Source organism: Streptomyces sp. NPDC047085, from assembly GCF_040643735.1.
In the GTDB taxonomy this organism is placed as follows: Bacteria; Actinomycetota; Actinomycetes; order Streptomycetales; family Streptomycetaceae; genus Streptomyces.
In genome coordinates this window covers 249,556-272,946 of sequence record NZ_JBEYUW010000002.1, presented here as the reverse complement: position 1 = coordinate 272,946, position 23,391 = coordinate 249,556, and the positions used below count along the sequence as shown (strand labels likewise).

Sequence of the window (23,391 nt, the reverse complement as noted above, 5' to 3'; positions counted from 1 at the left end):
GCAGGGTTCGGCCAAGGGGTTGAGTCGACCCCGGAAGGTGTACGAAACCGATCAGAAATCAACTCGACCGAACATCGTGGGCGTAATAACAGCCCCACGCCCGCGCATGCGTCAATAGGTCGGTTCGCACTGGGGAGTCTCTTGCCCGAAACGTAATCGCAATCGTTACCTGCGACTTCGGTGCGGAGCGGTGCGAGAAGCCCCCGCGGCGGGGGCCGCCGCGGGGGCTGTGTGAACGCGGGCGGTTTTTGAATCAGGGCCTGACCAGCAGTTGGAAGTCGAAGGAGTAGCGCGACGCCCGGTAGACGTGGCTGCCGTACTCCACCGGTCGGCCCGTGTCGTCGTAGGCGGTGCGCCGCATGGTGAGCAGGGCGGCGCCCTCCTTCTCGTCCAGCAGGGCCGCCTCCTCGGCGCCGGCGGCGCGGGCGCCGACGGTCTGGCGGGCGCTGTGCAGGGTGATGCCCGCCGAGCGCATCATCCGGTACAGGCCCGTCGACTCCAGCCGTACGGTGTCGAGTTCGAGCAGGGAAGCGGGCAGGTAGTTGCGCAGGAACGCCACGGGCTGGCCGTGCGTGCGGCGCAGCCGCTCCAGCACCGCCACCTCGGCGCCCTCCGCGAGGGCCAGCGCGGCGGCCACCTCGGCGGTGGCGGGAACGCGGTCGTTGCGCAGCACCTGGGTGGTCGGGCTCTGGCCGGCCGCCTCCAGGTCGTCGTAGAGGCTGCTCAGCTCCAGCGGCCGCTTCACCTGGCTGTGAACCACCTGCGTGCCGACTCCGCGGCGGCGCACCAGCAGGCCCTTGTCGACCAGGGACTGGATGGCCTGGCGGACGGTGGGCCGGGACAGGCCGAGGCGCACGGACAGGTCGATCTCGTTGCCCAGGAGGTTTCCCGGGGCGAGGATCCCCCGCTCGATGGCCGCCTCCAGTTGCTGGGCGAGCTGGTAGTAGAGCGGCACCGGACTCGTGCGGTCGAGGGTGAAGTCCACGGGGTAGGAGTGGCTCATGCCTCTCAGGTGTAGAGGTGGGCCGGCAACGCTGTCAATGATTTGTGCTTACATTCTGACCTGCTTCTGAAATGATGTCTTAACAAAGTATTGACAGCGGGCCCGACACGGACTTTGATCCCGTCCCAACACATCAGCGCCCTTTCGCCGTAGCACAGTGAGGTGCAGGAAAGATGGACCGCTCTTCTCGCTCCCGTTCCCGCAGACTGGCCCCCTTCGTGGCCGTGGCCGCTGCGGCGGCCCTCACCCTCGCCGGCTGCTCCAGCAGCTCCGGGGGGAAGAAGGCCGAAGAGAGCGGGTCGGGTGCCTCAGCGGGCAAGGCCGACACCCCCCGGATGACGGTCGCCCTGGTCACCCATGCGCCCGCCGGTGACACCTTCTGGGACATCGTCCGCAAGGGCGCCGAGGCCGCCGCAGCCAAGGACAACATCAAGCTGATCTACTCCCACGACCCGAACGCCGGCACCCAGGCCAACCTGGTGCAGAACGCGATCGACCAGAAGGTCGACGGCATCGCGGTCACCCTGGCCAAGCCGGACGCCCTGAAGGACGTGGTCGGCAAGGCCGGCGCGGCCAAGATCCCCGTCGTCGGCCTGAACTCCGGGGTCAGCGACTGGAAGAAGCTCGGTCTGCTGGAGTTCTTCGGGCAGGACGAGACGGTGGCGGGCGAGGCGTTCGGCGCGAGGCTGAACGAGGTCGGCGCCAAGAAGGCGGTCTGCGTGATCCACGAACAGGGCAACATCGGCCTCACCCAGCGCTGCGACGGCGTGAAGAAGACGTTTTCCGGCACGACTGAGACGCTGTACGTGAACGGCGCCGACATGCCGTCCGTGAAGTCGACGATCACGGCCAAGCTGAAGCAGGACAGCTCCATCGACCATGTCGTCACCCTCGGCGCCCCGATCGCGCTGACCGCGACGCAGTCGGTGGGCGACGCGGGCAGCAAGGCCAAGGTCGCCACCTTCGACCTGAACAAGCAGCTCAGCGGCGCCATCAAGCAGGGCACCGTCGAGTTCGCCGTGGACCAGCAGCCGTACCTGCAGGGCTACCTGGCGATCGACTCCCTGTGGCTGTACAAGAACAACGGCAACTACAGCGGGGGTGGCGAACAGCCGGTCCTCACCGGCCCGGCCTTCGTCGACAAGTCCAACGTCGACCAGATAGCCCAGTTCGCCGAGAAGGGCACCCGGTGATGAGCATGGCCCAACAGGCTGAGCCGGCGGTCGGCAGGCCGTCGGCGCCAGGCCCCAAGGAGACCGACGGCCGCACCCGCCGGCGCCCCCTGGCGCTGCGGCTGCTGGCCCGGCCCGAAGTGGGCGTCTTCCTGGGGGCCCTGGCCGTCCTGGTCTTCTTCCTGATCGCGGCGCCCACGGTCCGCCAGGGCAGCTCGATGGCCACGGTGCTCTACCAGTCCTCGACCATCGGCATCATGGCCCTCCCGGTGGCTCTGCTGATGATCGGCGGAGAGTTCGACCTGTCCTCCGGCGTCGCCGTGATCACCTCCGCGCTCACCGCGAGCATGCTCAGCTACCAGCTGACCGTGAACGTGTGGACCGGGGTGATCGTCGCCCTCGTCGTCTCGCTCGCCATCGGCGCCTTCAACGGCTGGATGGTGGTCAGGACCGGCCTGCCCAGCTTCCTGGTCACCCTCGGCACCTTCCTGATCCTGCAGGGCGTCAACCTCGCCGTCACCAAGCTGGTCACCGGGAACGTCGCCACCGACGACATCAGCGACATGGACGGCTTCGACCAGGCCAGGAAGATCTTCGCGTCCTCCGTCGACATCGGCGGCGTCGAGGTGAAGATCACCGTCTTCTACTGGCTGGCCTTCGCGGCCCTGGCCACCTGGGTGCTGCTGCGCACCAAGTACGGCAACTGGATCTTCGCCGTCGGCGGCAACAAGGACAGCGCCCGCGCCGTCGGCGTGCCGGTGAACTTCACCAAGATCACGCTGTTCATGCTGGTCGGCTTCGGCGCCTGGTTCATCGGCATGCACAACCTGTTCTCCTTCAACAGCGTGCAGTCCGGCGAGGGCGTCGGCCAGGAGCTGATCTACATCGCCGCGGCGGTCATCGGCGGCTGTCTGCTCACGGGTGGCTACGGCTCCGCGATCGGCCCGGTCTTCGGGGCGTTCATGTTCGGCATGGTCAACCAGGGCATCGTCTTCGCGGGCTGGAACCCCGACTGGTTCAAGGCCTTCCTCGGCGTGATGCTGCTCGGCGCCGTCCTGATCAATCTGTGGGTCCAGCGCACAGCGACCCGGAGGTGACCCGATGACCGACAACGGAACCGGAACCCAAGGCGCCGTCGTCCAGGACAGCCCGCCCGCGAAGGACGGCCCGATCGTCGAACTGCGCGGAGCGGGCAAGTCCTACGGCAACATCCGCGCCCTGCACGGCGTCGACCTCACGGTCTACCCGAGCCAGGTGACCTGCGTCCTCGGCGACAACGGCGCCGGCAAGTCCACCCTCATCAAGATCATCTCCGGACTGCACCAGCACACCGAGGGCGACTTCCTCGTCGACGGCACCCCGGTGCGCTTCGGCACCCCGCGCGAGGCACTCGACAAGGGCATCGCCACCGTCTACCAGGACCTCGCCACCGTCCCGCTCATGCCGGTGTGGCGGAACTTCTTCCTCGGCTCCGAGATGACCAAGGGCCCCTGGCCGGTCCGCCGCCTGGACATCGCCCGGATGAAGAAGACCGCCGACCAGGAACTGCGCAACATGGGCATCGTCCTGGACGACCTGGAACAGCCCATCGGCACGCTCTCCGGCGGCCAGCGCCAGTGCGTGGCGATCGCGCGCGCCGTCTACTTCGGCGCCCGGGTGCTGATCCTGGACGAGCCGACCGCCGCGCTCGGCGTCAAGCAGTCCGGTGTCGTGCTGAAGTACATCGCCGCCGCCCGCGACCGCGGCCTCGGCGTCATCTTCATCACCCACAACCCGCACCACGCCTACATGGTCGGCGACCACTTCAGCGTGCTGCGCCTCGGCACCCTCGAACTCAGCGCCGACCGCAGCGAGGTCAGCCTGGAGGAGCTGACCAACCACATGGCCGGCGGCGCCGAACTCGCGGCCCTCAAGCACGAGCTGGCGCAGGTGCGCGGGGTCGACGTCGAGGAACTCCCGGAGGAGGAGGACCTCACGGCACCGGTGGCGCAGGCGCCGGAGGAGAGCGGCTGACATCCGGATGGGATCGGCCGACATGGCGAACGCCCCGTCCGAGCAGGCCCGCATCCGGGCCCGCTCGGACGGGGCGCCGTTCTGTTCGGTGCTCCGGCGCGTCGGGACGGGAACCATCGGGGGCGTCCCGGCGTTGTGACGGACGACGGGGAACCCCCGCGAGGACGGGAGAACGACATGGCACACCGCACGGAACGCCGCGACACGCCCCGACAGGCCACGGAGGCGGCCGCCGCCCCGGAGCACAACCGCTTCAGCCGCCTGCCCGAGCGGATACGCCCCGAGGACACGGTGGAGACCAAGCCGGCGACCCTGCCGGACCCGGCGCGCGACACCTACAACGCGGACGAGTGGCTGGTGCGCTACTGCCTCTGAACCGCACGCGGAGTGCTGCGGCGCCGTGTCCCCGGGGGCGGTGGGCCGGTCAGGCGGTGCGGACCTCGGCGATCGTCACCGGCCGGTGCTCACGCAGGGACAGGGTGCAGGCCTCGGCGATCCAGCCCGCCTCCAGGGCGTCCTCGACCGTGCAGGGGGAGGGCCGGTCGCCGGCCACGACCTCGGTGAAGGCGGCGAGTTCGGCGCGGTAGGCGTCGGTGAAGCGGTCCATGAAGAAGTCGTGCGGGGTGCCCGCCGGGAAGGTCACGCCGGGCTCGACCGAGCGCAGCGGCAGCTTGTCCTCCAGGCCGACGGCGATCGAGTCCTGGAAGCCGTGGAGTTCCATGCGGACGTCGTAACCCCGGGCGTTGTGGCGGGAGTTGGAGATCACCGCGATCGTGCCGTCGTCCAGGGTGAGGATCGCGCCGGTGGTGTCGGCGTCGCCCGCCTCCCTGATGTAGTCCGCGCCCCGGTTGCCGCCGACCGCGTACACCTCGGCGACCTCGCGGCCGGTGACCCAGCGGATGATGTCGAAGTCGTGCACGGAGCAGTCCCGGAAGATGCCACCGGAGGCGGCGATGTAGGCGGCGGGCGGCGGCGCGGGGTCCAGGGTCGTCGAGCGGACCGTGTGCAGTTTGCCCAGCTCACCGGCCCGGACCGCGTCCCGGGCGGCGACGAAGCCCGCGTCGAAGCGGCGGTTGTAGCCGATCTGGATCGGCACCGCGCTGCCCCGCACGGCCTTCAGCACCTCGACGCCCTCCGCCATCGTGCGGGCGACCGGCTTCTCGCAGAAGACGGGGACGCCGGCCTCCACGCCGGCCAGGATCAGCGCGGGGTGGGCGTCGGTCGCGGCCGCCACGACGATGGCGTCCACTCCTGCCGCCAGCAGCGCCTCCGGTGAGTCGGCGACCTCGGCCCCGAACCGCTCGGCCGCTGCCTTGGCCGCGTCCGCGAACGGGTCGGTGACGACGAGGGACTCGACGGCGTCGAGCCCGGAGAGGGTCTCGGCGTGGAAGGCGCCGATGCGGCCGAGGCCGAGGATTCCGATGCGCATGTGCTTCGCTGCTTTCCTCTGGTGGTGGTTACCGCTTTCCTGCGGTGGTGTGCGCCGCTGTCGTGCGGTCGTGTTCGCTGCGTTCCTGCGTTCCTGCGTTCCTGCGTTCGTGGTCGCGGTGCGTCTCAGTCCAGGCCGCCCAGTACGTTCTGGTCCCAGTCGATCACCGAGCCGGTGACCACGCCCGAGCGGTCGGACAGCAGCAGGACCACGAAGTCGGCGATCTCGTCCGGCTGGCCCAGCTTGCCCATCGGGAGCCGGGCCGCCGCCTGCTCGCGCCAGTCGTCGCCGGCGTCGTGGAAGGCGCGCTGGGTGGCGTCCTCGCCCTCGGTCGCGGTCCAGCCGATGTTCAGGCCGTTGATCCGGATCCGGTCCCAGCGGTGGGCGTGCGCCGCGTTGCGGGTGAGGCCCATCAGGCCGGCCTTGGCGGCGACGTACGGCGCGAGGAACGGCTGTCCGCCGTGCGCCGACGAGGTGATGATGTTGACGATCGTGCCGGGCGCCTTGCGGGCCACCATGTCGGAGACCGCCGCCTGCATCGCGAAGAACGGCCCCTTCAGGTTGACCGCGATGTGCGCGTCGAACAGCTCGGGCGTGGTGTCCAGCAGCGTGCCCCGCGAGGTCAGCCCCGCCGAGTTCACCAAGCAGTCGACCCGACCGTACTCGTCCACCACCTCGGCCACGGCGGCCTTGGCCTGGTCGGCGTCCGCCAGGTCGGCGCGGACGAACATCGCCTTGCCGCCGCCCGCCGCCAGCTCGGTCACCAGCGCCTCACCGGGTTCGGTGCGGCGGCCGGTGACGGCGACGACCGCACCCTCGCGGACGGCGGCCCGCGCGATGGCCGCGCCCACGCCCTGGCTGCCGCCGTTGACGAGGACGACCTTGCCGTCGAGAAGTCCCATGACGCTCCTCAGCTCTCCGAAGCCGGCTCTCTGAAGCACTCCAGAGCCGGCCGGCCCTGTGGCTCTCTGCGCTGTCTAGCTCTGTCTGCGTTCCGCGCCGGCCCGCAGCCGCTCGCGGAGCCGCCCAGGAGACCATTCCTCGCGCACGGCCCGCCGTACCAGGTCCGCCTGCGAGGGCGGGGCCAGACCGTCGACCGGCGGGTCGCTGTCGAGGTTGGTGGGGAACGGATAGCCCTCGGCGCTCGCGGCGATCACCCGGTCGAGCCACGCCTCGCCCGCGCCCTCGGCCTTGCGGCGCAGCAGTACCGGGAAGACCGCGTTGGCCACCGCCTCCCGGTCCACCGTCTCCATCGCGCGCCCGAAGGCCGAGGACACCTGGAGCAGGTTGGCCATGCGCCGGATGTCCGCGGAACGGTTCGTCCCGGCGGCGTGGAAGAGCGCCGGGTTGAAGAAGGCCGCGTCGCCCTTGGCGAGGGGCAGCTGGACGTGGTGTGCCGCGAAGTGGTCCTGGAACGCGGGGAGCCGCCAGGCCAGATATCCGGGCTCGTACTGCTGCGAGTAGGGCAGGTACAGCGTCGGCCCGGACTCGACCGGCATGTCGCAGTGCGCGACCGCTCCCTGGAGGGTGAGCACGGGGGAAAGGCGGTGGACGTGCGCGGGGAAGGCGGTGGCGACCTCGTTGGCCAGGAAGCCGAGATGGTAGTCCCGGTGCGGGGTCTGGGCGGCTCCGCCCGGGTTGACCACGTTGATCTGGGAGGTGACCTGGTAACCGGGACCCAGCCAGGCCGCCGAGACCAGGGCCAGGACGTCGTTGGCGTAGTAGTCGGCGAACGCCTCCGGGTCGTACAGCGCCGCCTTCTCCAGGGCGTTCCAGACCCGGTCGTTGGCACCCGGCTTCGCGAAGTGGTCCCCGGCGCCCGCCCCCGAGGCGTGCTGCTCGGCGATCAGCGCGTCGAACACCGCCGTCGCCCGGTCGACGACCGCCGGGTCGGGAAAGGCGCCCTTGAAGACCACGATGCCGGGGCCGTCGGTGAGCGCCCGGACCAGCTCGGCCCGCACGTCCCACACATCCTGCACGTCCCGGTGGTCACCGAGCGCGCGCAGCCGCTCGCTGTCGTAGAGGAGGACGCCGCTCTCCACCGACGAGGCGTACGGGAAGTCGGCGAGGTCGGTGGTCCGCGTGACCAGGGCGCGGAAGGCGTCGAGGTCGCAGTCCTGCTCGGACAGCCAGGCACGGCCCTGTGCGGTGGTGAGGGACATCGTCGTCCTGCCTTCCTTCACGCCGGCGACGCGGCCCTGTCATTCTTGTCAGTACAAACACCTCGAACAACCAGCAGAGGACCATCAAAAACCCCTCAAGGAGCCGGTCCATGGGCCACCCGTTCCCGATCCGGGAGATCGCACGTCAGGCGGGACTCAGCGAGGCCACCGTGGACCGCGTGCTGAACGGCAGGGGAGGAGTGCGCGAGAGCACCGCGCAGGAGGTGCACCGGGCCATCGCCGACCTGGACCGGCAGCGCACCCAGGTCCGGCTGGTCGGCCGTACCTTCATGGTCGACATCGTGGTGCAGGCGCCCGAGCGGTTCACCACCGCCGTGCGCGCCGCCCTGGAGGCCGAACTGCCCTCGCTGCACCCGGCCGTGGTCCGCTCCCGCTTCCACTTCCGCGAGACCGGACCGGCGGCCGAGCAGGTCGGGACGCTGGACCGGATCGCCCGCCGCGGTTCGCAGGGCGTGATCCTCAAGGCACCCGACGTCCCCGAGGTCACCGCCGCCGTCGGCCGGCTCACCGCGGCCGGCATCCCCGTCGTCACCCTGGTCACCGACCTGCCCGCCAGCGGCCGTATCGCCTACGTCGGCACCGACAACCGGGCCGCCGGCGCCACCGCCGCCTACCTGATGGGCCAGTGGCTCGGCGACCGGCCCGGCAACGTCCTCACCAGCCTCAGCAGCGGCTTCTTCCGCAACGAGGAGGAGCGCGAGATGGGCTTCCGCGGCGTCATGCGCGCCCGGCACCCGGGGCGCACGCTCGTGGAGATCGCCGAGGGACAGGGCCTGGACGCCACCCAGTACGACCTCGTCCGCGCCGCCCTGGAACGCGACCCGGAGATCCGGGCCGTGTACTCCATCGGCGGCGGCAACAACGCCACCCTGCGCGCCTTCGCCGACCTCGGCCGCCCGTGCGCGGTGTTCGTCGCGCACGACCTCGACCACGACAACACCCGCCTGCTGCGCGAGCACCGGCTCTCCGCTGTCCTCCACCACGACCTGCGGCACGACCTGCGCGAGGCCTGCCACGAGGTGATGCGCCACCACGGTGCCCTGCCGCCCGCCGGACCGGTCCTGCCGTCCGCGATCCAGGTGGTCACCCCCTACAACATGCCCACCATGCCTACGACATCGGCAGGCTGACCCACGCCCGGCGCTCGGCCGACTCCGCCATGGCGTCCAGCACGGCGGCGCTGCGCACCGCGTCCGCGAGCGTCGCGCCGTACGGCCGGCCCTCGGCGACGGAGCGCAGGAAGCGGTAGGCCTCGATGACCTTCAGGTCGTCGTAGCCCATCGCGTTGGCCGCGCCCGGCTGGAACGCGGCGAACTCGCCGTCGCCGGGGCCGACGTACACCGTGCTCACCGGCTGGTCCTGGTACGTCGTACCGCGGCTGACCCCGAGTTCGTTCATCCGGCGGAAGTCCCAGAACACCGCGCCCCTGGTGCCGTGCACCTGGAAGCCGTAGTCGTTCTGCTCGCCGACCGAGACCCGGCAGGCCTCCAGGACGCCCCGGGCGCCGGAGGTGAAGCGCAGCAGGCAGTTGACGTAGTCCTCGTTCTCGACCGGGCCGGGTTCGCCGCCGGAGGCGAGGGCGTGACCGGCGGTGGCGCCCGCCGGGCGGGCCCGCTCCGGCAGGAAGATCGCGGTGTCGGCGGTCAGCGACGCGATGTCGCCCAGCAGGAAACGGGCCAGGTCGGCGCCGTGCGAGGCCAGGTCACCGAGCACCCCGCTGCCGCCGCGCTCCCGCTCGTAGCGCCAGGTCAGGGCGCCGTCCGGGTGGGCGGCGTAGTCGCTGAACAGCCGGATGCGCGCATGCGTGACCGTGCCGATCTCGCCGGAGGCGATCAGATCGCGGGCGGCCTCCACGGCGGGCGCGTTCCGGTAGTTGAAGCCGACCGCGCCCTGCACGCCGGCCGCGGCGACCGCGTCGGCCACCGCGCGGGCGTCCTCGCCGGTCAGGCCGACCGGCTTCTCGATCCAGATGTGCTTGCCCGCCGCGGCCATCGCCACGCCGATCTCCCGGTGCAGGAAGTTCGGGGCCGTGATGCTGACCGCCTGGACGCGCGGATCGGCGGCCACCTCGCGCCAGTCCCGGGTCGCGGAGGCGAACCCGAACCGCTCCGCGGCCTCCTCGGCCCGCCCCGGCACCTCCTCGGCGACCGTCACCAGCTCAGGACGCAGGGGCAGCTGCGGATAGTGGTGCGGGACGCGGGCGTACGCCTGGGTGTGCACCCGCCCCATCCAGCCGAACCCGACGACGGCGACCCCGAGCGCATCCACCATGACAGCCCCTCTTCGGCCTCTTCAGCCTCTTTGGACACGGTCCACATCCTGTCCGGGCCACCTTTGTACGGACATGAGCTTCGAGTCAATCAGTGGCTCCGTCGGCGAGCTCCGCCGCCCGGCCTCACAGGTTGATCGCGTACGCCTTGCGCAGCGTCTCGTGCACCGTCCACGTCGTACGGTCACCCGCGCGCAGCACGGCCATGTCGCCGGGCCCCACCTGCAGCGTCGGACCGCCCTCGACCTCGACGGTCGCCGAACCGCTGATCACCACGAACAGCTCGTCCGCCTCGGTGTCGGTGACCACGCCCGGCGTGATCTGCCAGATCCCGCGGATCTGCCGGCCGTCCGCCGACTCCCAGACCACCTTCCCGGTCACCTCGGGGTTCCCGGAGACGATCTGCTGCGGGTCGAGGGGCTCGGGTTCGAGGTCGGCGTCGGGGATGTGGAGCGCGAAGCTGTGCGTCATGGGGCGACCCTAGCGAGGGACTTCACCCGGATGCCGTCGACAGGGTGTGGGGCATTCGGCCTGGTCGGAGGACACTTCGTCGGGCCGTGCGGACTGGCGGGCACGCGGAGCGCGGGTGATCGTGGGGAGCATGGCTGACACCACGGCGGCGGCTGCGGCTCCGCACCGGCAGGACGATACGCACGAGGCCGTCCTGTTCGGCGGGGTGTACGGCGCCGTCCTCGCCAGTTCGATGGTCGCCGCGCTCAGCCAGTACGGCCCCGCCTCCGCCACCCGCCGCCGCTACGACGCCGTCTGGGTGCTGGTCACCGCGTTCGCCTCCGCCCTCGCCCACGGCTACGCCCACTACATCGCCGAGCGCGCTCCGCACCGCAGGTGGGAGGTCCTGCGCAGCCTCGTCGACGAGTGGCCGCTGGTCACGGCCGTCCTGCCCACCGTCTTCCTGCTCGCAGGCGCGAGCTGGGGCTGGTGGCCGCCGAACGGCGTGCAGTACTGGGTGTTCGGCGTGAACATCGCGATCCTCTTCGCCCTGGGACTGCTCACCGCCCGCCGGTCGGGGCGGAGTTGGCCGGTCGCCACGTTCATGGGGTCGGTGGACGCGTTGCTCGGGGTGGTCGTGGTGGTGGCGAACGCCCTCATCAAATAGATGGCCCTGAAGGGTGGAGAAGCCGGGCCTCAGCGGGCGGTGCGTACGCCGTCCAGGGCGATCGCGAGGACCCGGTCGCGCTGGGCGTCGTCGTCGAACGCCGTCGCCGTGATGCCCGCGACCATCCGCAGCAGATCCCCGAAGTCCATGTCCGAGCGGGCCACGCCCGCCTGCTGGGCCCGCTCCAGGAGCGGACCGCCGGCCGCGTACATCGACTCGCGGCAGGCCATGAAGATGTCCGACTCGTCGTTCAGGGCCTCGCGCACCGCGCGCTTGGTGACCATGTAGCCGGCGAACCGGCGCAGCCAGGCCGTCAGCGCCTCCCACGGCTCCCGGTCGGCCACCTCCACGGCGGCCCGGCACAGGGCGTTGACCTCGTCCGCGTAGACGCTCTCGAAGAGGTCGCGGCGGGTCGGGAAGTTCCGGTACAGGGTGCCGATGCCGACGCCCGCGCGCCGGGCGATGTCCTCCAGGGAGGCCTCGGCACCGTGCTCCGCGAACGCCTCGCGGGCGGCCGTGAGCAGGGCGTCGAAGTTGCGGGCGGCGTCCTTACGGTGCGGCCGGCGGGACGCGACGATCTCGCTGACGGGGAACGGCATGGCCGTCACTGCTGCCTCCCGGAGGGAATCAGGTTGAACCGGAGGTATGCCTCCGCTACAGTGGAGAGGTACCTCCACTTTAGCAGTGCGGGAGTGGCCTCGCCCTGGGCGGACGCGCCTGCTCGCCCTCCTGCACTGCTCTCCTCCTCTTCTTCCACAGTCAACCCTCCGCGCTCGACATCCGGAGAGGCTTCTTCATGCCCCGCACGTCCTCCCGCCTCACCTTCGCCGTCCTCGCGACAGGTGCGGGCGTGTTCTCCATGCTGCAGTCGCTGGTGGCACCGGCCCTGCCGACCGTCCAGCACGCGCTGCACACCTCGCAGTCCACCGCGACCTGGGTGATGACGGCCTATCTGCTGTCCGCCTCGGTCTTCACGCCGATCCTCGGCCGCGTCGGCGACCTCGCCGGCAAGAAACGCACCCTCGTCGCGGTCCTGGTCACCGTCCTCGCCGGCTGTCTCATCGCCGCGCTCGCCCCGAACATCGGTGTCCTGATCGTCGCCCGGGTCGTCCAGGGCGTCGGCGGCGCCCTCTTCCCGCTCTCCTTCGGCATCATCCGGGACGAGTTCGACGCGTCCCAGGTCAGCGGCAGCATCAGCAACCTGTCCGCCGTGATCGCCGCGGGCGGCGGCGTCGGCATGGTGGCCGCCGGCCCCATCGTCTCCGCGCTCGACTACCGCTGGCTGTTCTGGATCCCGGTGGCCGTCGTCGCCGTGACCGTCCTGATCGCCGTGCGCTACGTCCCCGAGTCGCCCAACCGCGCCCAGGGACAGGTCAGTTGGCTCGGCGCCGGACTGCTGTCGGCCTGGCTGGTGGCCCTGCTGCTCCCGCTGAGCCAGGCCACGCGCTGGGGCTGGGGCTCGGCGAAGGTGCTCGGCCTGTTCGCCGCCGCCGTCGTGCTGTTCGCGGTGTGGCTCGCCACCGAGGCCCGCTCCCGCAACCCCCTGATCGACCTGCGCGTGATGCGGCTCCCCGCGGTGTGGACCACCAACGCGGCCGCCCTGCTGTTCGGCGCGGGCATGTACGCGATCTGGTCCTTCCTGCCGGGCTTCGTCCAGACGCCGTCCGCCGCCGGCTACGGCTTCGGCGCGAGCGTCACCGAGTCCGGGCTGCTCATGCTGCCGATGCTGGCCGCAATGTTCCTCTCGGGCGTCCTGTCCGGCCGCCTCGGACCCCGCCTCGGCGCCAAGACGCTGCTGACCACGGGCGCCGCGTTCGGCGCGCTCGCCTGCGGCTTCCTGACGCTGTGGCACGACGCGCAGTGGCAGATCGCCGTCGTCGCGGGCCTGTTCGGCCTCGGCATCGGACTGGCCTTCGCCTCGATGGCCAACCTGATCGTGGGCAGCGTCCCGCCCGAGCAGACCGGCGCCGCGACCGGCATGAACGCCAACATCCGCACCATCGGCGGCTCCATCGGTGCCGCGCTCACCAGCGTCCTGGTCACCGGCCGCCTCCAGCCCTCCGGCCTGCCCTACGCCTCGGGCTACACCCACGGCTGGGCCCTGCTCGCCGTCCTGTGCCTGGCCGCGGCCGGCGCCGCCCTCCTGGTCCCGGTCGGCCGCGCTACCGGCCGCACCGTGGGCCCCGTTCCGGCCGGGGCGGCATCGGCACCCGCGCGGGTGCGGTAGGGTTGACCTGCGTGATCACGCGAGACACCTCGCGTGAGACCGCGGCGGGACGTGGCGCAGCTTGGTAGCGCACTTGACTGGGGGTCAAGGGGTCGCAGGTTCAAATCCTGTCGTCCCGACTCGAACGAGTCGCAGCGAGGGGCCGATCCGGAGCAATCCGGATCGGCCCCTCGGCCGTTCTTCAGGGGCTTGTCCGTCGGCTCATGCCTGCGGGCACAGCACGAAGTCCGTGTACGGGCGCCACGTGCGGTCGTCGCCCAGTTCGGTCAGGGCCTCGCGGATGCGGCGGAGGTGGCCGGGGGTGAGTTCGAGCGGGGGCTCGTCGGGCTGGTAGGTGGTGCGGACCGGGTAGTCGACGCCCGGGGTGGTGGTCATCTCGATGTGGCAGCCGAGGACATGGGTGACCGGGCGGCGGTCGGCGAACTCGATCAGGCGGTCGATGCTGCGGGTGAAGGCGGGGACGTCCTCGATGTAGAGGCGGCCGGGGTAGACGGTGTCGCCGGTGAGGAGGAAGCCCGTGGCGGGGTCGTAAAAGGTGACCGCCGCCTTGTGGTGGCCCGGGGTGGCCAGGCACTCCAGGACCCGGCCGCCGCCCAGGTCGACCTGGGTCACGGCGTCCGGGTCCTTGTCGAAGCCGAAGTACCGCCAGGCGCTGTCCCGGTCGGCGCTCACCACGGTGGTGTCCGCGCGGCCGGCGAACTGGCCGTCGCCCGCGACGTGGTCGCTGTGGCCGTGGGTGTGCAGGACCAGGAGCTGGTAGCCGTCCCGGGGGTGCCGGGCGAGCCGGTCGGCGACGAGTTCGTCCACCACCCGGCGCAGCGGGAAGAACTCGGGCGACTCGGTGGCACCGGTGTCGATCAGCACCGCCCGGTCCGCGCCGAACAGCAGGAACAGGAACGGCGCCTCGTAGTGGACCGCCATGTTCTGCCGCAGGATGAAGGTGTCGTCGTCGTAGGCGTGGACCTGGATGTCCGGGTCGGTGTTGTGCTTGGCCGACGGCGAACCGTGGATCCAGGCGACGTCCATGGCTCCTCCTCCTCGTACGGCAGCCGGGGAAGCCCTTCCCGCGCCGGGACGCTACCACGCAGGTCACGGGCCCCGCCCCGCCCGCGGAGCCGGGCGGGGACCTTCGGCCGTTCGGGCTCACTCCACCGTGTAGTTGACGATCAGGAACACCTCGTTGACCGCGTCCGGCGGCAGGGACCTGAAGTCGGTCGCTCCCTTCCGGCGCAGCTTCACGGTCCTCCGGGGTCGTACGCAGGCAGGAGAGCTGGGCCTCGAACGTCAGGTTCGGCTCTTGTGCCCCACGTGCGGAGGCGAGTTCACTCGTGTGCGGCCCACAGACCCCGCACATGCCCCAGGTGCCGGGTCATGATCGCGTGTACGGCCTTCTCGTCGCGCTCCAGCAGCGCGTCCAGGAGCTCCAGGTGCTCCTCGGCCGAGGCGAGCAGCCGGCCCGCCTCGACCAGGGCGGTGAGCCCGTACAGCCGGGAGCGGCCGCGCAGGTCGGCCACCACCTCGACCAGGTGGGCGTTGCCGACCAGGGCGAGCAGGCCGAGATGGAAACGCGTGTCCGCCTCGACGTACGCGATCAGGTCGCCCGCCGCCGCGGCCACGACGATCTCCCGGGCCGCCGGGCGCAGCGCCTCCAGGGAGACCCGGTCGGCCGTGCGCGCGAGACCCACCACGGTGGGGATCTCGATCAGCCGGCGGATGTGCGTGTACTCGTCCAGCTGCCGGTCGGAGACGACCGTGACCCGGAAGCCCTTGTTGGGCACGGTGTCGACCAGACCCTCCTTGGCCAGGTCCAGCATCGCCTCGCGCACCGGTGTCGCGGAGACACCGAAGCGGGCCGCGAGCGACGGCGCCGAGTAGACCTCCCCCGGCCGCAGTTCGCCCGCGATCAGCGCCGCCCGCAGCGCCTCGGCGACCCGCTCGCGATAGCTGCTCCGCCGGCCGCCCAGCCGGGGGAGCACGGGTGCGTCCGCATCCTGCGGGTTCTGTGCCATGTCACGCATCATCGAAGTCTAGTCGGAGCCCAAGAGATCGGAGTCGAGAGATCGGAGTCTAGAGAACGAAGCCCTCCGGGAAGGGATCGGTCGGATCGAGCAGATACTGGGCCGTGCCGGTGATCCAGGCGCGCCCGGTGAAGCTCGGCAGGACGGCGGGGACACCGGCGACCTCGGTCGTGCCCAGCAGCCGGCCGGTGAACCGGGTACCGATGAAGGACTCGTTCACGAACTCGGTGTGCAAGGGGAGTTCACCTCGCGCATGCAGTTGCGCCATGCGCGCGCTGGTCCCCGTACCGCAGGGGGAGCGGTCGAACCAGCCCGGGTGGATGACCATCGCGTGGCGCGAGTGGCGCCCGGTGGCTCCGGGGGCGTACAGGTGGACGTGGTGGCAGCCGCGGATCGTCGGGTCCTCCGGGTGGACCGGCTCCGACTGCTCGTTGATGGCACCCATCAGCGACAGGCCCGCCGCGAGGATGTCGTCCTTGCGGGCGCGGTCGAAGGGCAGCCCGAACGCCTCCAGCGGGAGGATCGCGTAGAAGTTGCCGCCGTAGGCGAGGTCGTAGGTCACCGTGCGCCCGTCCGGGAGGGTGGCCTTGCGGTCCAGGGCGACCGAGAAGGAGGGGACGTTCCGGAGCGTCACGTTCCGTGCGGCGCCGTTCTCGACCGCCACCTCGGCGACCACCACCCCGGCCGGGGTGTCCAGCCGGATGGTCGTCACCGGCTCCACGACCTCCACCATGCCGGTCTCGACCAGCACGGTCGCCACGCCGATCGTGCCGTGCCCGCACATCGGCAGATAGCCGGAGACCTCGATGTAGATCACGCCCCAGTCGCAGTCGGGGCGGGTCGGGGGCTGCAGGACCGCCCCGCTCATCGCCGAGTGCCCGCGCGGCTCGTTCATCAGCAACTGCTTGATGGAGTCGTGGTGTTCACGGAAGTACAGCCGCCGCTCGTTCATCGTCGCACCGGGTACGGTGCCGATCCCGCCAGTGATCACCCGGGTCGGCATGCCCTCGGTGTGCGAGTCGACGGCGTGCAGGACGAGCTTGCTGCGCATCTTTCGGTTCCCTTCCCTGGTCGCCCTCGTCGGTCGCGCGTCCCTCGCCGGTTACGCGAGCCCGGCGGCCACGGCCTTCTCGGTTGCCGCGCGGACCGCGGCCTCCTGCTCGGGCAGCAGGGCGACGCGCGGCGGGCGCACCGGACCGCCGTACCGGCCGACGACATCCATGGACAGCTTGATGGCCTGCACGAACTCCACCTTCGAGTCCCAGCGCAGCAGCGGGTGCAGCTGCCGGTACAGGGGGAGCGCGGTGGTCAGGTCCCCGGCCACGGCGGCACGGTACAGCTCGGCCGAGGCCCGGGGGAGCGCGTTGGGGTAGCCGGCCACCCAGCCCTTGGCGCCGGCCACGGCCAGTTCCAGCAGGACGTCGTCGGCGCCGACCAACAGGTCCAGTTCCGGGGCGAGTTCGGCGATCCGGTAGGCGCGGCGGACGTCACCCGAGAACTCCTTGACGGCCTGGATGTGGCCCTCGCCGTGCAGCCGGGCGAGGAGTTCGGGCACGAGGTCGACCTTGGTGTCGATCGGGTTGTTGTACGCCACCACCGGCACGCCCGCCTTCGCGACCTCCGCGTAGTGGGCCAGCACCGACCGCTCGTCGGCGCGATAGGCGTTGGGCGGCAGCAGCATCACGGCCCCGCAGCCGGCCTCGCCCGCCTGCTCGGCCCAGCGCCGGGCCTCCGCGGAACCGTACGCGGCCACGCCCGGCATCACCCGCGCGCCACCGATCGCGGCCACGGCCGTCTCCACCACCTTGGCGCGCTCCTCGGGCGTGAGGACCTGGTACTCGCCGAGCGAGCCGTTCGGTACGACGCCGTCACAGCCGTTCTCGACCAGCCAGGCGCAGTGCTCGGCATACCGGTCGTGGTCGACGGAGAGGTCGTCGCGCAGAGGGAGTGCGGTGGCGACGAGGATGCCGCGCCAGGGGCGGTTCCGGCGGTTCTCCGGGAGGGTCATGTGCGGTCCCCAATCCAATAGGGTGTGACATATTACTGAGTGGTAAGAGACTGGCGTGAGGCCTGAGGATGAGGAGTCAGTCGGTCACTTCCCGCTCGGGCAGCCGGGCCAGCACGCCGAGCGGTACCGGCCGGGCGAACGGCCGTCGTCCCGGCGTGAGCGGGCACCCCGCCACCCCGGCCACGGCCGGTCCGCACACCCGTCCCTGACACCACCCCATCCCGGCCCGGGTCAGCAGCTTCACGGTCCGCAGGTCCCCGGCTCCGAGCGCGCCGACGGCCGTACGGACCTCCCCGGCGGTGACCTCCTCGCAGCGGCACACCACCGTGTCGTCCGTGAGCCGCTCGGCCCAGCCCGCAGGCGGGGCGTACACCGTGTCGAGCGCCGCGAAGAACGCCCGCAGCCGGGTACGGGCCCGGGCGGCGGCTGCCCAGCGGCTCGGGTCGGGGGAGGCGCCGTGCAGGTGGGCGGCGGCGGAGCGGCCCGCGATGTGGCCCTCGGCGAGCGCGAGCGCGGCGCCGCCGATCCCGGTGGTCTCCCCGGCGGCCCAGACGCCCGGCACATCGGTGCGCTGTTCGTCGTCGACCCGGACGTCGGTCCCGGTCAGGGTGCAGCCGAGGGTCTCGGCGAGGTCGGTGTGGGGGAGCATGCCGTGCCCGACGGCGAGGGTGTCGCAGGGGATGCGGCGGGCGCTGCCGGGTTTGAGGCGCCCGTCCGCGGTGAGCGCGGCCACGGTGACCGCCTCCAGCCGGTCGGTGCCATGCGCCTCCACGACCGTGTGGCGCGTGAGGGGACGGATTCCGTGCCGTACCAACGTGCTCGCGTACCAGGCGCCTTCGAGGAGCTTCCCGGGTTGCGCGGCCAGTGCGCGTGCCTGTCGCGGCAGACCTCTGGGATCGGCGGACTCGACCAGCGCCGCCACGCGTGCGCCCGCGGCCGCGAGGCCGGTCGCCACGGGGAGCAGCAGCGGGCCGGTTCCGGCGACGACGGCGGTACGGCCGGGCAGCACCAGCCCGCCCTTGAGCATGGCCTGCGCGCCGCCCGCGGTGACGACCCCGGGGAGGGTCCAGCCCGGGAAGGGCAGCACCCGTTCGTACCCGCCGGTGGCGAGCAGGACGGCGTCGGCACGGACGGTGACGCCCTCCTCCTGCGCCGGACCGCGCAGGGCGTGCACGGTGAAGCCTCCCGAGTCGGATTCCCGCTCCACACACCAGACGTGGTGGTCCGTCAGGTGGGTGAAGTGGCCGTCGCCGGAGGTGAGGTGGTGGTCGAGTCCGTCCCGTAGCCGTTCCCAGGTGCGCCACTGGTGGTGCAGGGCCTGCGGGCGGCGTGCGCCGAGGGCGGCGGCGGGCTGCCGGTAGAACTGGCCGCCCGCCTGCTCGGCCGCGTCGATCAGGGTCACGCGCACCCCGCGCGCGGCCGCCGCCAGCGCACCGGCCAGCCCGGCCGGACCCGCCCCGACGACGGCGAGATGCGGTCGCTCAGGCATCGTCGTGTCCCGTTCCCTCCTGTGTGCGGATCACATCGCCGGGTTGCACCGGGACCAGGCAGGCCCGTTGGTTCGGCCGCCCGTTGACGGTCACCAGGCAGTCGAAGCACACGCCGATTCCGCAGAAGACCCCGCGGGGCCGGTCGGCGCCGCGCGTGCTGCGCCAGGCGGTCACCCCCGCCGTCCACAGCGCGGCCGCGACCGTCTGGCCGGGCAGTGCGGAGAGGGTTCGGCCGTCGAAGGTGACGGTGAAGGGGGCGCCGGGTCGTGCCCCCGCCAACTCCAGGGGATTCACGGGATTCACGGGATTCACAGGGTGTTCCCTCCCTTCTCGTGCCGGGCGTCACTCGTCTCGCCCGGCTCGAACCGCTCCGGACGGAACGGCGCGAGCTCCGGCTCCGTCGCCTTCCCGGTCAGCGCCCGGGCGATCAACTGCCCTGTGCCGGTGGCCAGTCCGATGCCCGCGCCCTCGTGTCCGCAGGCGTGCAGCAGTCCGGGCACCCGGGGGTCGGGGCCGATCGCCGGGAGGTGGTCGGGCAGGTACGGCCGGAAGCCCGCGTACGTCCGCAGCGCGCGCACCCGCTGCAGGAACGGAAGCAGCCCGATCGCCCCGGCCGCCAGCGCGCGAACGGCCGCGAGCGACAACGAACGGTCGAAGCCGACCCGTTCGCGCGTGGCCCCGATCAGTACCGGACCGGCGGCCGTGCCCTCGACGACCGGCGAGGTTCTGAGCGCGGCGGAGTCGCTGGCGACGTCGGCCACGTAGTCGGCGGCGTACACCTTGTGCCGGACCATCCGGGGCAGCGGCTCGGTGACCAGGACGAAGCCGCGCCGGGGGAGTACCGGCAGGTGTGCGCCGGCCAGCGCGGCGACCTCGCCGCCCCAGGTGCCGGCCGCGTTGACCACGGCCGGTGCGTGGATGTCCCCCCGGTCGGTGCGGACGCCGCGGACGGCGCCGTCCGCCGTGCGCAGCAGCCCGGTCACGGTCCGGCCCGGGTGGAGGCGGGCGCCGGAGGCGCGGATCAGGTGGGCGGCGGCGAGGGCGGGCATCACCTGGGCGTCCTGCGGATAGCGCACCCCGCCCGCCATGCCCGGAGCCAAGTGCGGTTCCAGGAGCTGGAGTTCGTCTGCGCCGACGAGTTCGGCCGTGACGCCCGCCGCGCGCTGGCCGTCGGCGAACCGGTGCAGGGCGGCGAGGGCATCGGGCGTCGAGGCGACGACCACGCCGCCCTTGGGTTCGTACTCGACCGCCGAGCCCAGCTCTTCGGCCAGCTCGGCCCACAATCGGGCGGAGAGCAGGGCGAGTTCGAGTTCGGGCCCGGGCTCCTTGTCGGAGACGAGCAGGTTGCCCTCGCCGGCTCCGGTGGTACCGCCGGCCACCGGGCCCCGGTCCACCACCGTCACGTCGAGGCCGGCCCGCGCGGCGTACAGCGCACAGGCCGCACCCACCATGCCGGCTCCGACGACCACGACATCGCAGGTCGGTAGCTTCGCCACGTCAGTACTATGTCACATGTCGCATGCTCTGAGGAGTCCCCAGAGCCCCCAGGGGCGCCCCAGAGTTCTCCCAGAACGCACCACGGTCCCCGCGGCGCCCCCGCGCTCCCGTGACACCCCGTGAGGTGGGCCCGCGCCGCTCCCTCACCCGCCCGGAGTCCCAGGCGTGGACACCCTCTTGACGCCGTACGCGCCCGGATCGACACTCCAGGCAGGGAATCCTAGTGAACAGGTAGGGAAATGATGCCGCGCCTGAAGACGGTCACCGGCCGAGCGGGCCGTACGCCGTTGCGCGCCCCCCTCCTCACCTCCCGCCTGCACATCGACCTGCTGCGCGTCTGCAGCGCGATCAGCCTGAAGGGCTGAGCCGGGCCTCTCTCGCCCGCCCGCTGCCCCACCCACTGATCCACCCGCTGCCCACGCATCGCCCGACCGCCGACGTCGGTTCCGCATATGCGCGCACGTCCGCGCGCCCTCGCCTCGGGGAGACGTATGTCCATCACTCCGCTCGCCGCCCTGTCGCCCGCCCCCCGATCCGCCCCCTTCCGGGGCCGGATCGGCCGGGACGCGCGCAGCGGCCACTACCCCGTCCCGCACCGCTACCGGCTGCATCTGTCCACCGCGTGCTCCGACGGACTGCGCCTTGCCATCGGCCACAGCCTCCTGGGCCTCGGCGGCAGTTGTCCGGTCACCTTCCTGCCCGCCGTCCCGGACTGTCCCGACGGCGGGCATGCGGCGCTGCGCCCGCTGTACGAGGCAAGCGCCCACCACTACACCGGGCCCGCCCTCGCGCCGGTGCTCAGCGACGACTGGTCCGGACGCATCGTCAGCACCCGTACCTCGGACATCCTGCGCGACCTCGACCGCTTCCCCCGGCACGGCGACGCCGCCTCCTCCTCCCTCCACCCCTGCGGATGGGAGTCCACGATCGACGCCGTCGAACGGCTCTGCGCCGAGGGGATCGAGGAGGCCGCCCAGCGTGCGGGGCGCGCCGACGCGTCACCGGACGAGCGGGCCGCCGCGCTCGACACGCTGCTGGACACGCTGGGCCGACTGGAGCGGACACTCGCCGGGGAGGAGTTCCTGCTGGACGGCCGACTCACCGCCGCCGACATCGAGTTGTGGGTCTCCCTCGTCCAACTCGACACCGTGCACCGCAACCACCTCGACGCCTCCGCCGTGCACCGCATCGCCGGCCACCCGGCGCTGTGGTCGTACGCGCGGCGGCTGGCCGCCCACCCCGCCTTCGGACCCCACCTCGACCTGGACGGCATCGCCCGGCGCCACCACGGCCGCTGCCGGGGCCTGGAGGCCGCCGGAGCGGCCGTCCAGATCCTGGACTGGGCGGGTCATGCTGCCGACACCCCGGGCGCTGCACACTTCTGATCCGCTGCCGCGCGCGGGAACACCGGGTCGGGCCGGGACGCTGTGAGTCATGACGAGACGCGTGAGGAGCGAGGTGCCGCACCGGCGGCCCCCCGAGCGCCGACTGAGGGAGGGGGGAGGTGACGGACGTGACGCAGGACCTCGATCGTGTTCCGTGCCCGCGCCTTCTGCACACCGCCCGCTCCGTCCTGTTGCACTCCCGGCCCCACATAGACCTCCAGCGCGTGGCCGGCGCGCTCTGTCGTTCCTGACACATCTCCCCGGCCGTCCCAGGCCGCGGATCTCCCTGTCCCGCAGCACCCCTCCCGCCGCTGCGCCATGCCCTGCCGCCCGCGCGGGCCGGCGCGCGCCCTTGTACACGGACATCCAGGAAGGGGCCCACCCGTGCCCTCTGCATCCCCCGCCCATCCCTCCGCCACCGCCTCGACATCGTCTTCCTCCTCCGCGTTCGCCTCTTCCCCCGCCCACCTCCACCTCGCCGTCGCCCTGGACGGCACCGGCTGGCACCCCGCCTCCTGGCGCGAGCCGGTCGCCCGCCCCCGGGACCTGTTCACCGCCGGCTACTGGGCCGACCTGGTGACCGAGGCCGAGGCCGGTCTGCTCGACTTCGTCACCATCGAGGACGGACTCGGCCCGCAGTCCTCGCACTTCCTGGAGCCCGACGAGCGCACCGACCAGGTGCACGGCCGGCTCGACGCGGTCCTCGTCGCCTCTCGGATCGCCCCGCTCACCCGGCACATCACCCCGGGCGGCCTCGACGTCTTCGCCGACAAGGTCGTCCCGATCCTCCAGGAGCGGGGCGTCTTCCGCACCGAGTACGAGGGCACCACCCTGCGCGACCACCTCGGCCTCGCCCACCCCGACGCGGCGGCCCCCGCCGAGCGGGCCGCCTCATGACGCGGAGCCTCAGGAGACGAACCCGATGAGGCCGTAACCGGGCCGGGCCTCCGCGTGCCGCATCCAGCTCAGACACTGCATGACGGCGTCGACCACCTCCGGCTCCAGCGGCGGAGCGTGGCCGGCCGCCTTGGTGGCCTCGAACTGCTCCAGCGCGCGGGCTATCTGCTCGGGGGTCCACTCACCGCACCCCGGAAGGTAGGCGTACGGCAGCGGGTCGGGCAGGCCGCCGTAGCCGAAGGACGCCACGGACACGGCGGTGACGCGCAGCGCGGTCAGGCCCTCGTCCACCATCTCCAGCCAGTCGCCGCGGAACGGCATGAAGCAGTCGTTCGGCAGGAAGGAGCCGGTCAGATCGCAGATCCGCTTGAACGCGTAGCCGTACTGGAAGGCGTGCGCCTCGTCCTTGCTGAAGGGTCCTCCGTGCACCACGGCCCGCAGCGCCTCGTACGCGGTGGGGGCGCCCCGCTCGATCTCGTGGCGGAAATACTCGTCGTCGCGGGTAAGATCGTCCCCGAAGTTGCCGCGGACGGCCTCGAGGAGCTCCTCGTCACCCGACCCGACCAGAGCCCGCGTCCGGGCGACGTCCAGCAGATACACGGTCAGTCCTGAACTCATGCCCCGAACCTACCGGCCGGCACTGACACCGCCCGCGACGGTTCGGGTCGGGGCGGACGTCTCCC

The 23,391-nt window shown here is 71.9% G+C and carries 25 protein-coding genes, 1 tRNA gene and 2 pseudogenes; 13 read left to right on the top strand and 15 right to left on the bottom strand.

Annotated elements, in window-relative coordinates:
• Positions 1-253 precede the first annotated feature (253 nt).
• Positions 254-1,003 (bottom strand): GntR family transcriptional regulator, encoded by a 750-nt coding sequence (locus ABZ865_RS06930; protein WP_361225067.1) that lies wholly within the window; start codon positions 1,001-1,003, stop codon positions 254-256.
• A gap of 173 nt (positions 1,004-1,176) precedes the next feature.
• On the opposite strand from ABZ865_RS06930, the gene ABZ865_RS06925 reads away from it, so the two are divergent.
• The 4 genes from ABZ865_RS06925 to ABZ865_RS06910 all read left to right on the top strand — a co-directional run bounded on the left by ABZ865_RS06925 (position 1,177) and on the right by ABZ865_RS06910 (position 4,563).
• Complete coding sequence (locus tag ABZ865_RS06925; RefSeq protein ID WP_361225064.1) at positions 1,177-2,196, top strand: sugar ABC transporter substrate-binding protein; 1,020 nt, start codon at positions 1,177-1,179, stop codon at positions 2,194-2,196.
• Positions 2,196-3,272: an ABC transporter permease gene (locus tag ABZ865_RS06920; protein ID WP_361225061.1), complete on the top strand. Its 1,077-nt coding sequence runs from the start codon at positions 2,196-2,198 to the stop codon at positions 3,270-3,272. Before ABZ865_RS06925 ends, ABZ865_RS06920 begins: the two co-directional genes overlap by 1 nt.
• A gap of 4 nt (positions 3,273-3,276) precedes the next feature.
• On the top strand, positions 3,277-4,188 hold the full coding sequence (locus ABZ865_RS06915) for an ATP-binding cassette domain-containing protein (protein ID WP_361225058.1): 912 nt from the start codon (positions 3,277-3,279) through the stop codon (positions 4,186-4,188).
• A 177-nt stretch (positions 4,189-4,365) separates the two neighbouring features.
• Positions 4,366-4,563, top strand: coding sequence for a hypothetical protein (locus tag ABZ865_RS06910; RefSeq protein WP_361225054.1), 198 nt, complete (start codon positions 4,366-4,368; stop codon positions 4,561-4,563).
• Positions 4,564-4,612: 49 nt separating this feature from the next.
• Here the strand turns inward: ABZ865_RS06910 and ABZ865_RS06905 are convergent, their stop codons facing one another.
• The 3 genes from ABZ865_RS06905 to ABZ865_RS06895 all read right to left on the bottom strand — a co-directional run bounded on the left by ABZ865_RS06905 (position 4,613) and on the right by ABZ865_RS06895 (position 7,779).
• Complete coding sequence (locus ABZ865_RS06905) at positions 4,613-5,617, bottom strand: Gfo/Idh/MocA family oxidoreductase (RefSeq protein WP_361225051.1); 1,005 nt, start codon at positions 5,615-5,617, stop codon at positions 4,613-4,615.
• Positions 5,618-5,742: 125 nt separating this feature from the next.
• Complete coding sequence (locus ABZ865_RS06900) at positions 5,743-6,519, bottom strand: SDR family oxidoreductase (RefSeq protein ID WP_361225048.1); 777 nt, start codon at positions 6,517-6,519, stop codon at positions 5,743-5,745.
• A gap of 75 nt (positions 6,520-6,594) precedes the next feature.
• Complete coding sequence (locus ABZ865_RS06895; protein WP_361225045.1) at positions 6,595-7,779, bottom strand: phytanoyl-CoA dioxygenase family protein; 1,185 nt, start codon at positions 7,777-7,779, stop codon at positions 6,595-6,597.
• 110 nt (positions 7,780-7,889) lie between these two features.
• Between ABZ865_RS06895 and ABZ865_RS06890 the strand changes: the two genes are divergently transcribed.
• Complete coding sequence (locus tag ABZ865_RS06890) at positions 7,890-8,930, top strand: LacI family DNA-binding transcriptional regulator (protein ID WP_361225042.1); 1,041 nt, start codon at positions 7,890-7,892, stop codon at positions 8,928-8,930.
• On the opposite strand, the gene ABZ865_RS06885 is transcribed toward ABZ865_RS06890, so the two are convergent.
• Together ABZ865_RS06885 and ABZ865_RS06880 are read right to left on the bottom strand one after the other, a co-directional pair.
• Entirely contained in the window at positions 8,911-10,071 is a 1,161-nt protein-coding gene (locus ABZ865_RS06885; protein ID WP_361225039.1) for a Gfo/Idh/MocA family oxidoreductase, read from the bottom strand. The genes ABZ865_RS06890 and ABZ865_RS06885 overlap by 20 nt on opposite strands.
• Before the next feature lie 124 nt (positions 10,072-10,195).
• Positions 10,196-10,540 (bottom strand): cupin domain-containing protein, encoded by a 345-nt coding sequence (locus ABZ865_RS06880; protein ID WP_361225036.1) that lies wholly within the window; start codon positions 10,538-10,540, stop codon positions 10,196-10,198.
• Positions 10,541-10,670: 130 nt separating this feature from the next.
• Here ABZ865_RS06880 and ABZ865_RS06875 point away from each other — a divergent pair, with 130 nt between their 5' ends.
• On the top strand, positions 10,671-11,186 hold the full coding sequence (locus tag ABZ865_RS06875) for a hypothetical protein (RefSeq protein WP_361225033.1): 516 nt from the start codon (positions 10,671-10,673) through the stop codon (positions 11,184-11,186).
• A gap of 29 nt (positions 11,187-11,215) precedes the next feature.
• Here ABZ865_RS06875 and ABZ865_RS06870 read toward each other — a convergent pair whose 3' ends face one another.
• A complete protein-coding gene (locus ABZ865_RS06870) occupies positions 11,216-11,794 on the bottom strand; it encodes a helix-turn-helix domain-containing protein (RefSeq protein WP_361225030.1) in 579 nt (192 codons plus the stop codon).
• Positions 11,795-11,982: 188 nt separating this feature from the next.
• Here ABZ865_RS06870 and ABZ865_RS06865 point away from each other — a divergent pair, with 188 nt between their 5' ends.
• Both ABZ865_RS06865 and ABZ865_RS06860 read left to right on the top strand, forming a co-directional pair.
• The gene (locus tag ABZ865_RS06865; protein WP_361225027.1) at positions 11,983-13,413 is read left to right on the top strand and encodes an MFS transporter; all 1,431 of its coding nucleotides are present in this window, start codon (positions 11,983-11,985) and stop codon (positions 13,411-13,413) included.
• 45 nt (positions 13,414-13,458) lie between these two features.
• A tRNA-Pro gene (locus ABZ865_RS06860) sits at positions 13,459-13,532 on the top strand.
• Between the two features lie 82 nt (positions 13,533-13,614).
• On the opposite strand, the gene ABZ865_RS06855 is transcribed toward ABZ865_RS06860, so the two are convergent.
• The 7 genes from ABZ865_RS06855 to ABZ865_RS06825 form a co-directional block, all read right to left on the bottom strand.
• Positions 13,615-14,439 carry an MBL fold metallo-hydrolase gene (locus tag ABZ865_RS06855; RefSeq protein ID WP_361225023.1) on the bottom strand — a complete coding sequence of 275 codons (825 nt, stop codon included), beginning with the start codon at positions 14,437-14,439 and terminating at the stop codon, positions 13,615-13,617.
• 296 nt (positions 14,440-14,735) lie between these two features.
• Positions 14,736-15,434 (bottom strand): GntR family transcriptional regulator, encoded by a 699-nt coding sequence (locus ABZ865_RS06850; RefSeq protein WP_361225020.1) that lies wholly within the window; start codon positions 15,432-15,434, stop codon positions 14,736-14,738.
• Between the two features lie 46 nt (positions 15,435-15,480).
• On the bottom strand, positions 15,481-16,482 hold the full coding sequence (locus ABZ865_RS06845) for a proline racemase family protein (protein ID WP_361225017.1): 1,002 nt from the start codon (positions 16,480-16,482) through the stop codon (positions 15,481-15,483).
• 51 nt (positions 16,483-16,533) lie between these two features.
• Entirely contained in the window at positions 16,534-17,439 is a 906-nt protein-coding gene (locus ABZ865_RS06840) for a dihydrodipicolinate synthase family protein (protein WP_361225013.1), read from the bottom strand.
• Between the two features lie 76 nt (positions 17,440-17,515).
• A complete protein-coding gene (locus ABZ865_RS06835; protein WP_361225010.1) occupies positions 17,516-18,928 on the bottom strand; it encodes an NAD(P)/FAD-dependent oxidoreductase in 1,413 nt (470 codons plus the stop codon).
• Positions 18,921-19,223: a (2Fe-2S)-binding protein gene (locus ABZ865_RS06830; RefSeq protein WP_361227191.1), complete on the bottom strand. Its 303-nt coding sequence runs from the start codon at positions 19,221-19,223 to the stop codon at positions 18,921-18,923. Before ABZ865_RS06830 ends, ABZ865_RS06835 begins: the two co-directional genes overlap by 8 nt.
• 14 nt (positions 19,224-19,237) lie before the next feature.
• Positions 19,238-20,425, bottom strand: a complete 1,188-nt coding sequence (locus ABZ865_RS06825) for an FAD-dependent oxidoreductase (protein WP_361225007.1) — start codon at positions 20,423-20,425, stop codon at positions 19,238-19,240.
• A 240-nt stretch (positions 20,426-20,665) separates the two neighbouring features.
• On the opposite strand from ABZ865_RS06825, the gene ABZ865_RS06820 reads away from it, so the two are divergent.
• The 5 genes and pseudogenes from ABZ865_RS06820 to ABZ865_RS06800 all read left to right on the top strand — a co-directional run.
• Positions 20,666-20,791, top strand: coding sequence for a putative leader peptide (locus ABZ865_RS06820; protein WP_361225004.1), 126 nt, complete (start codon positions 20,666-20,668; stop codon positions 20,789-20,791).
• Between the two features lie 126 nt (positions 20,792-20,917).
• The gene (locus ABZ865_RS06815; protein WP_361225002.1) at positions 20,918-21,811 is read left to right on the top strand and encodes a glutathione S-transferase C-terminal domain-containing protein; all 894 of its coding nucleotides are present in this window, start codon (positions 20,918-20,920) and stop codon (positions 21,809-21,811) included.
• 119 nt (positions 21,812-21,930) lie between these two features.
• Positions 21,931-22,062, top strand: a complete 132-nt coding sequence (locus ABZ865_RS06810) for a putative leader peptide (protein ID WP_361225000.1) — start codon at positions 21,931-21,933, stop codon at positions 22,060-22,062.
• 235 nt (positions 22,063-22,297) lie between these two features.
• Positions 22,298-22,552: pseudogene (locus ABZ865_RS06805) on the top strand (FMNH2-dependent monooxygenase); the annotation flags it as partial.
• Positions 22,547-22,708 (top strand): annotated as a pseudogene (locus ABZ865_RS06800) (F420-dependent methylene-tetrahydromethanopterin reductase); the annotation flags it as partial. The pseudogenes ABZ865_RS06805 and ABZ865_RS06800, both read left to right, overlap by 6 nt.
• A 9-nt stretch (positions 22,709-22,717) precedes the next feature.
• On the opposite strand, the gene ABZ865_RS06795 reads toward ABZ865_RS06800, so the two are convergent.
• Positions 22,718-23,326, bottom strand: a complete 609-nt coding sequence (locus ABZ865_RS06795) for a hypothetical protein (RefSeq protein WP_361224997.1) — start codon at positions 23,324-23,326, stop codon at positions 22,718-22,720.
• Positions 23,327-23,391 lie beyond the last annotated feature (65 nt).

Bases quoted from the DNA above. Each gene is read 5' to 3' on its own strand.
- ABZ865_RS06930 (WP_361225067.1), bottom strand. From the start codon at position 1,003: ATGAGCCACTCCTACCCCGTGGACTTCACCCTCGACCGCACGAGTCCG.
- ABZ865_RS06925 (WP_361225064.1), top strand. From the start codon at position 1,177: ATGGACCGCTCTTCTCGCTCCCGTTCCCGCAGACTGGCCCCCTTCGTG.
- ABZ865_RS06920 (WP_361225061.1), top strand. From the start codon at position 2,196: ATGAGCATGGCCCAACAGGCTGAGCCGGCGGTCGGCAGGCCGTCGGCG.
- ABZ865_RS06915 (WP_361225058.1), top strand. From the start codon at position 3,277: ATGACCGACAACGGAACCGGAACCCAAGGCGCCGTCGTCCAGGACAGC.
- ABZ865_RS06910 (WP_361225054.1), top strand. From the start codon at position 4,366: ATGGCACACCGCACGGAACGCCGCGACACGCCCCGACAGGCCACGGAG.
- ABZ865_RS06905 (WP_361225051.1), bottom strand. From the start codon at position 5,617: ATGCGCATCGGAATCCTCGGCCTCGGCCGCATCGGCGCCTTCCACGCC.
- ABZ865_RS06900 (WP_361225048.1), bottom strand. From the start codon at position 6,519: ATGGGACTTCTCGACGGCAAGGTCGTCCTCGTCAACGGCGGCAGCCAG.
- ABZ865_RS06895 (WP_361225045.1), bottom strand. From the start codon at position 7,779: ATGTCCCTCACCACCGCACAGGGCCGTGCCTGGCTGTCCGAGCAGGAC.
- ABZ865_RS06890 (WP_361225042.1), top strand. From the start codon at position 7,890: ATGGGCCACCCGTTCCCGATCCGGGAGATCGCACGTCAGGCGGGACTC.
- ABZ865_RS06885 (WP_361225039.1), bottom strand. From the start codon at position 10,071: ATGGTGGATGCGCTCGGGGTCGCCGTCGTCGGGTTCGGCTGGATGGGG.
- ABZ865_RS06880 (WP_361225036.1), bottom strand. From the start codon at position 10,540: ATGACGCACAGCTTCGCGCTCCACATCCCCGACGCCGACCTCGAACCC.
- ABZ865_RS06875 (WP_361225033.1), top strand. From the start codon at position 10,671: ATGGCTGACACCACGGCGGCGGCTGCGGCTCCGCACCGGCAGGACGAT.
- ABZ865_RS06865 (WP_361225027.1), top strand. From the start codon at position 11,983: ATGCCCCGCACGTCCTCCCGCCTCACCTTCGCCGTCCTCGCGACAGGT.
- ABZ865_RS06855 (WP_361225023.1), bottom strand. From the start codon at position 14,439: ATGGACGTCGCCTGGATCCACGGTTCGCCGTCGGCCAAGCACAACACC.
- ABZ865_RS06850 (WP_361225020.1), bottom strand. From the start codon at position 15,434: ATGATGCGTGACATGGCACAGAACCCGCAGGATGCGGACGCACCCGTG.
- ABZ865_RS06845 (WP_361225017.1), bottom strand. From the start codon at position 16,482: ATGCGCAGCAAGCTCGTCCTGCACGCCGTCGACTCGCACACCGAGGGC.
- ABZ865_RS06840 (WP_361225013.1), bottom strand. From the start codon at position 17,439: ATGACCCTCCCGGAGAACCGCCGGAACCGCCCCTGGCGCGGCATCCTC.
- ABZ865_RS06835 (WP_361225010.1), bottom strand. From the start codon at position 18,928: ATGCCTGAGCGACCGCATCTCGCCGTCGTCGGGGCGGGTCCGGCCGGG.
- ABZ865_RS06820 (WP_361225004.1), top strand. From the start codon at position 20,666: ATGATGCCGCGCCTGAAGACGGTCACCGGCCGAGCGGGCCGTACGCCG.
- ABZ865_RS06815 (WP_361225002.1), top strand. From the start codon at position 20,918: ATGTCCATCACTCCGCTCGCCGCCCTGTCGCCCGCCCCCCGATCCGCC.
- ABZ865_RS06795 (WP_361224997.1), bottom strand. From the start codon at position 23,326: ATGAGTTCAGGACTGACCGTGTATCTGCTGGACGTCGCCCGGACGCGG.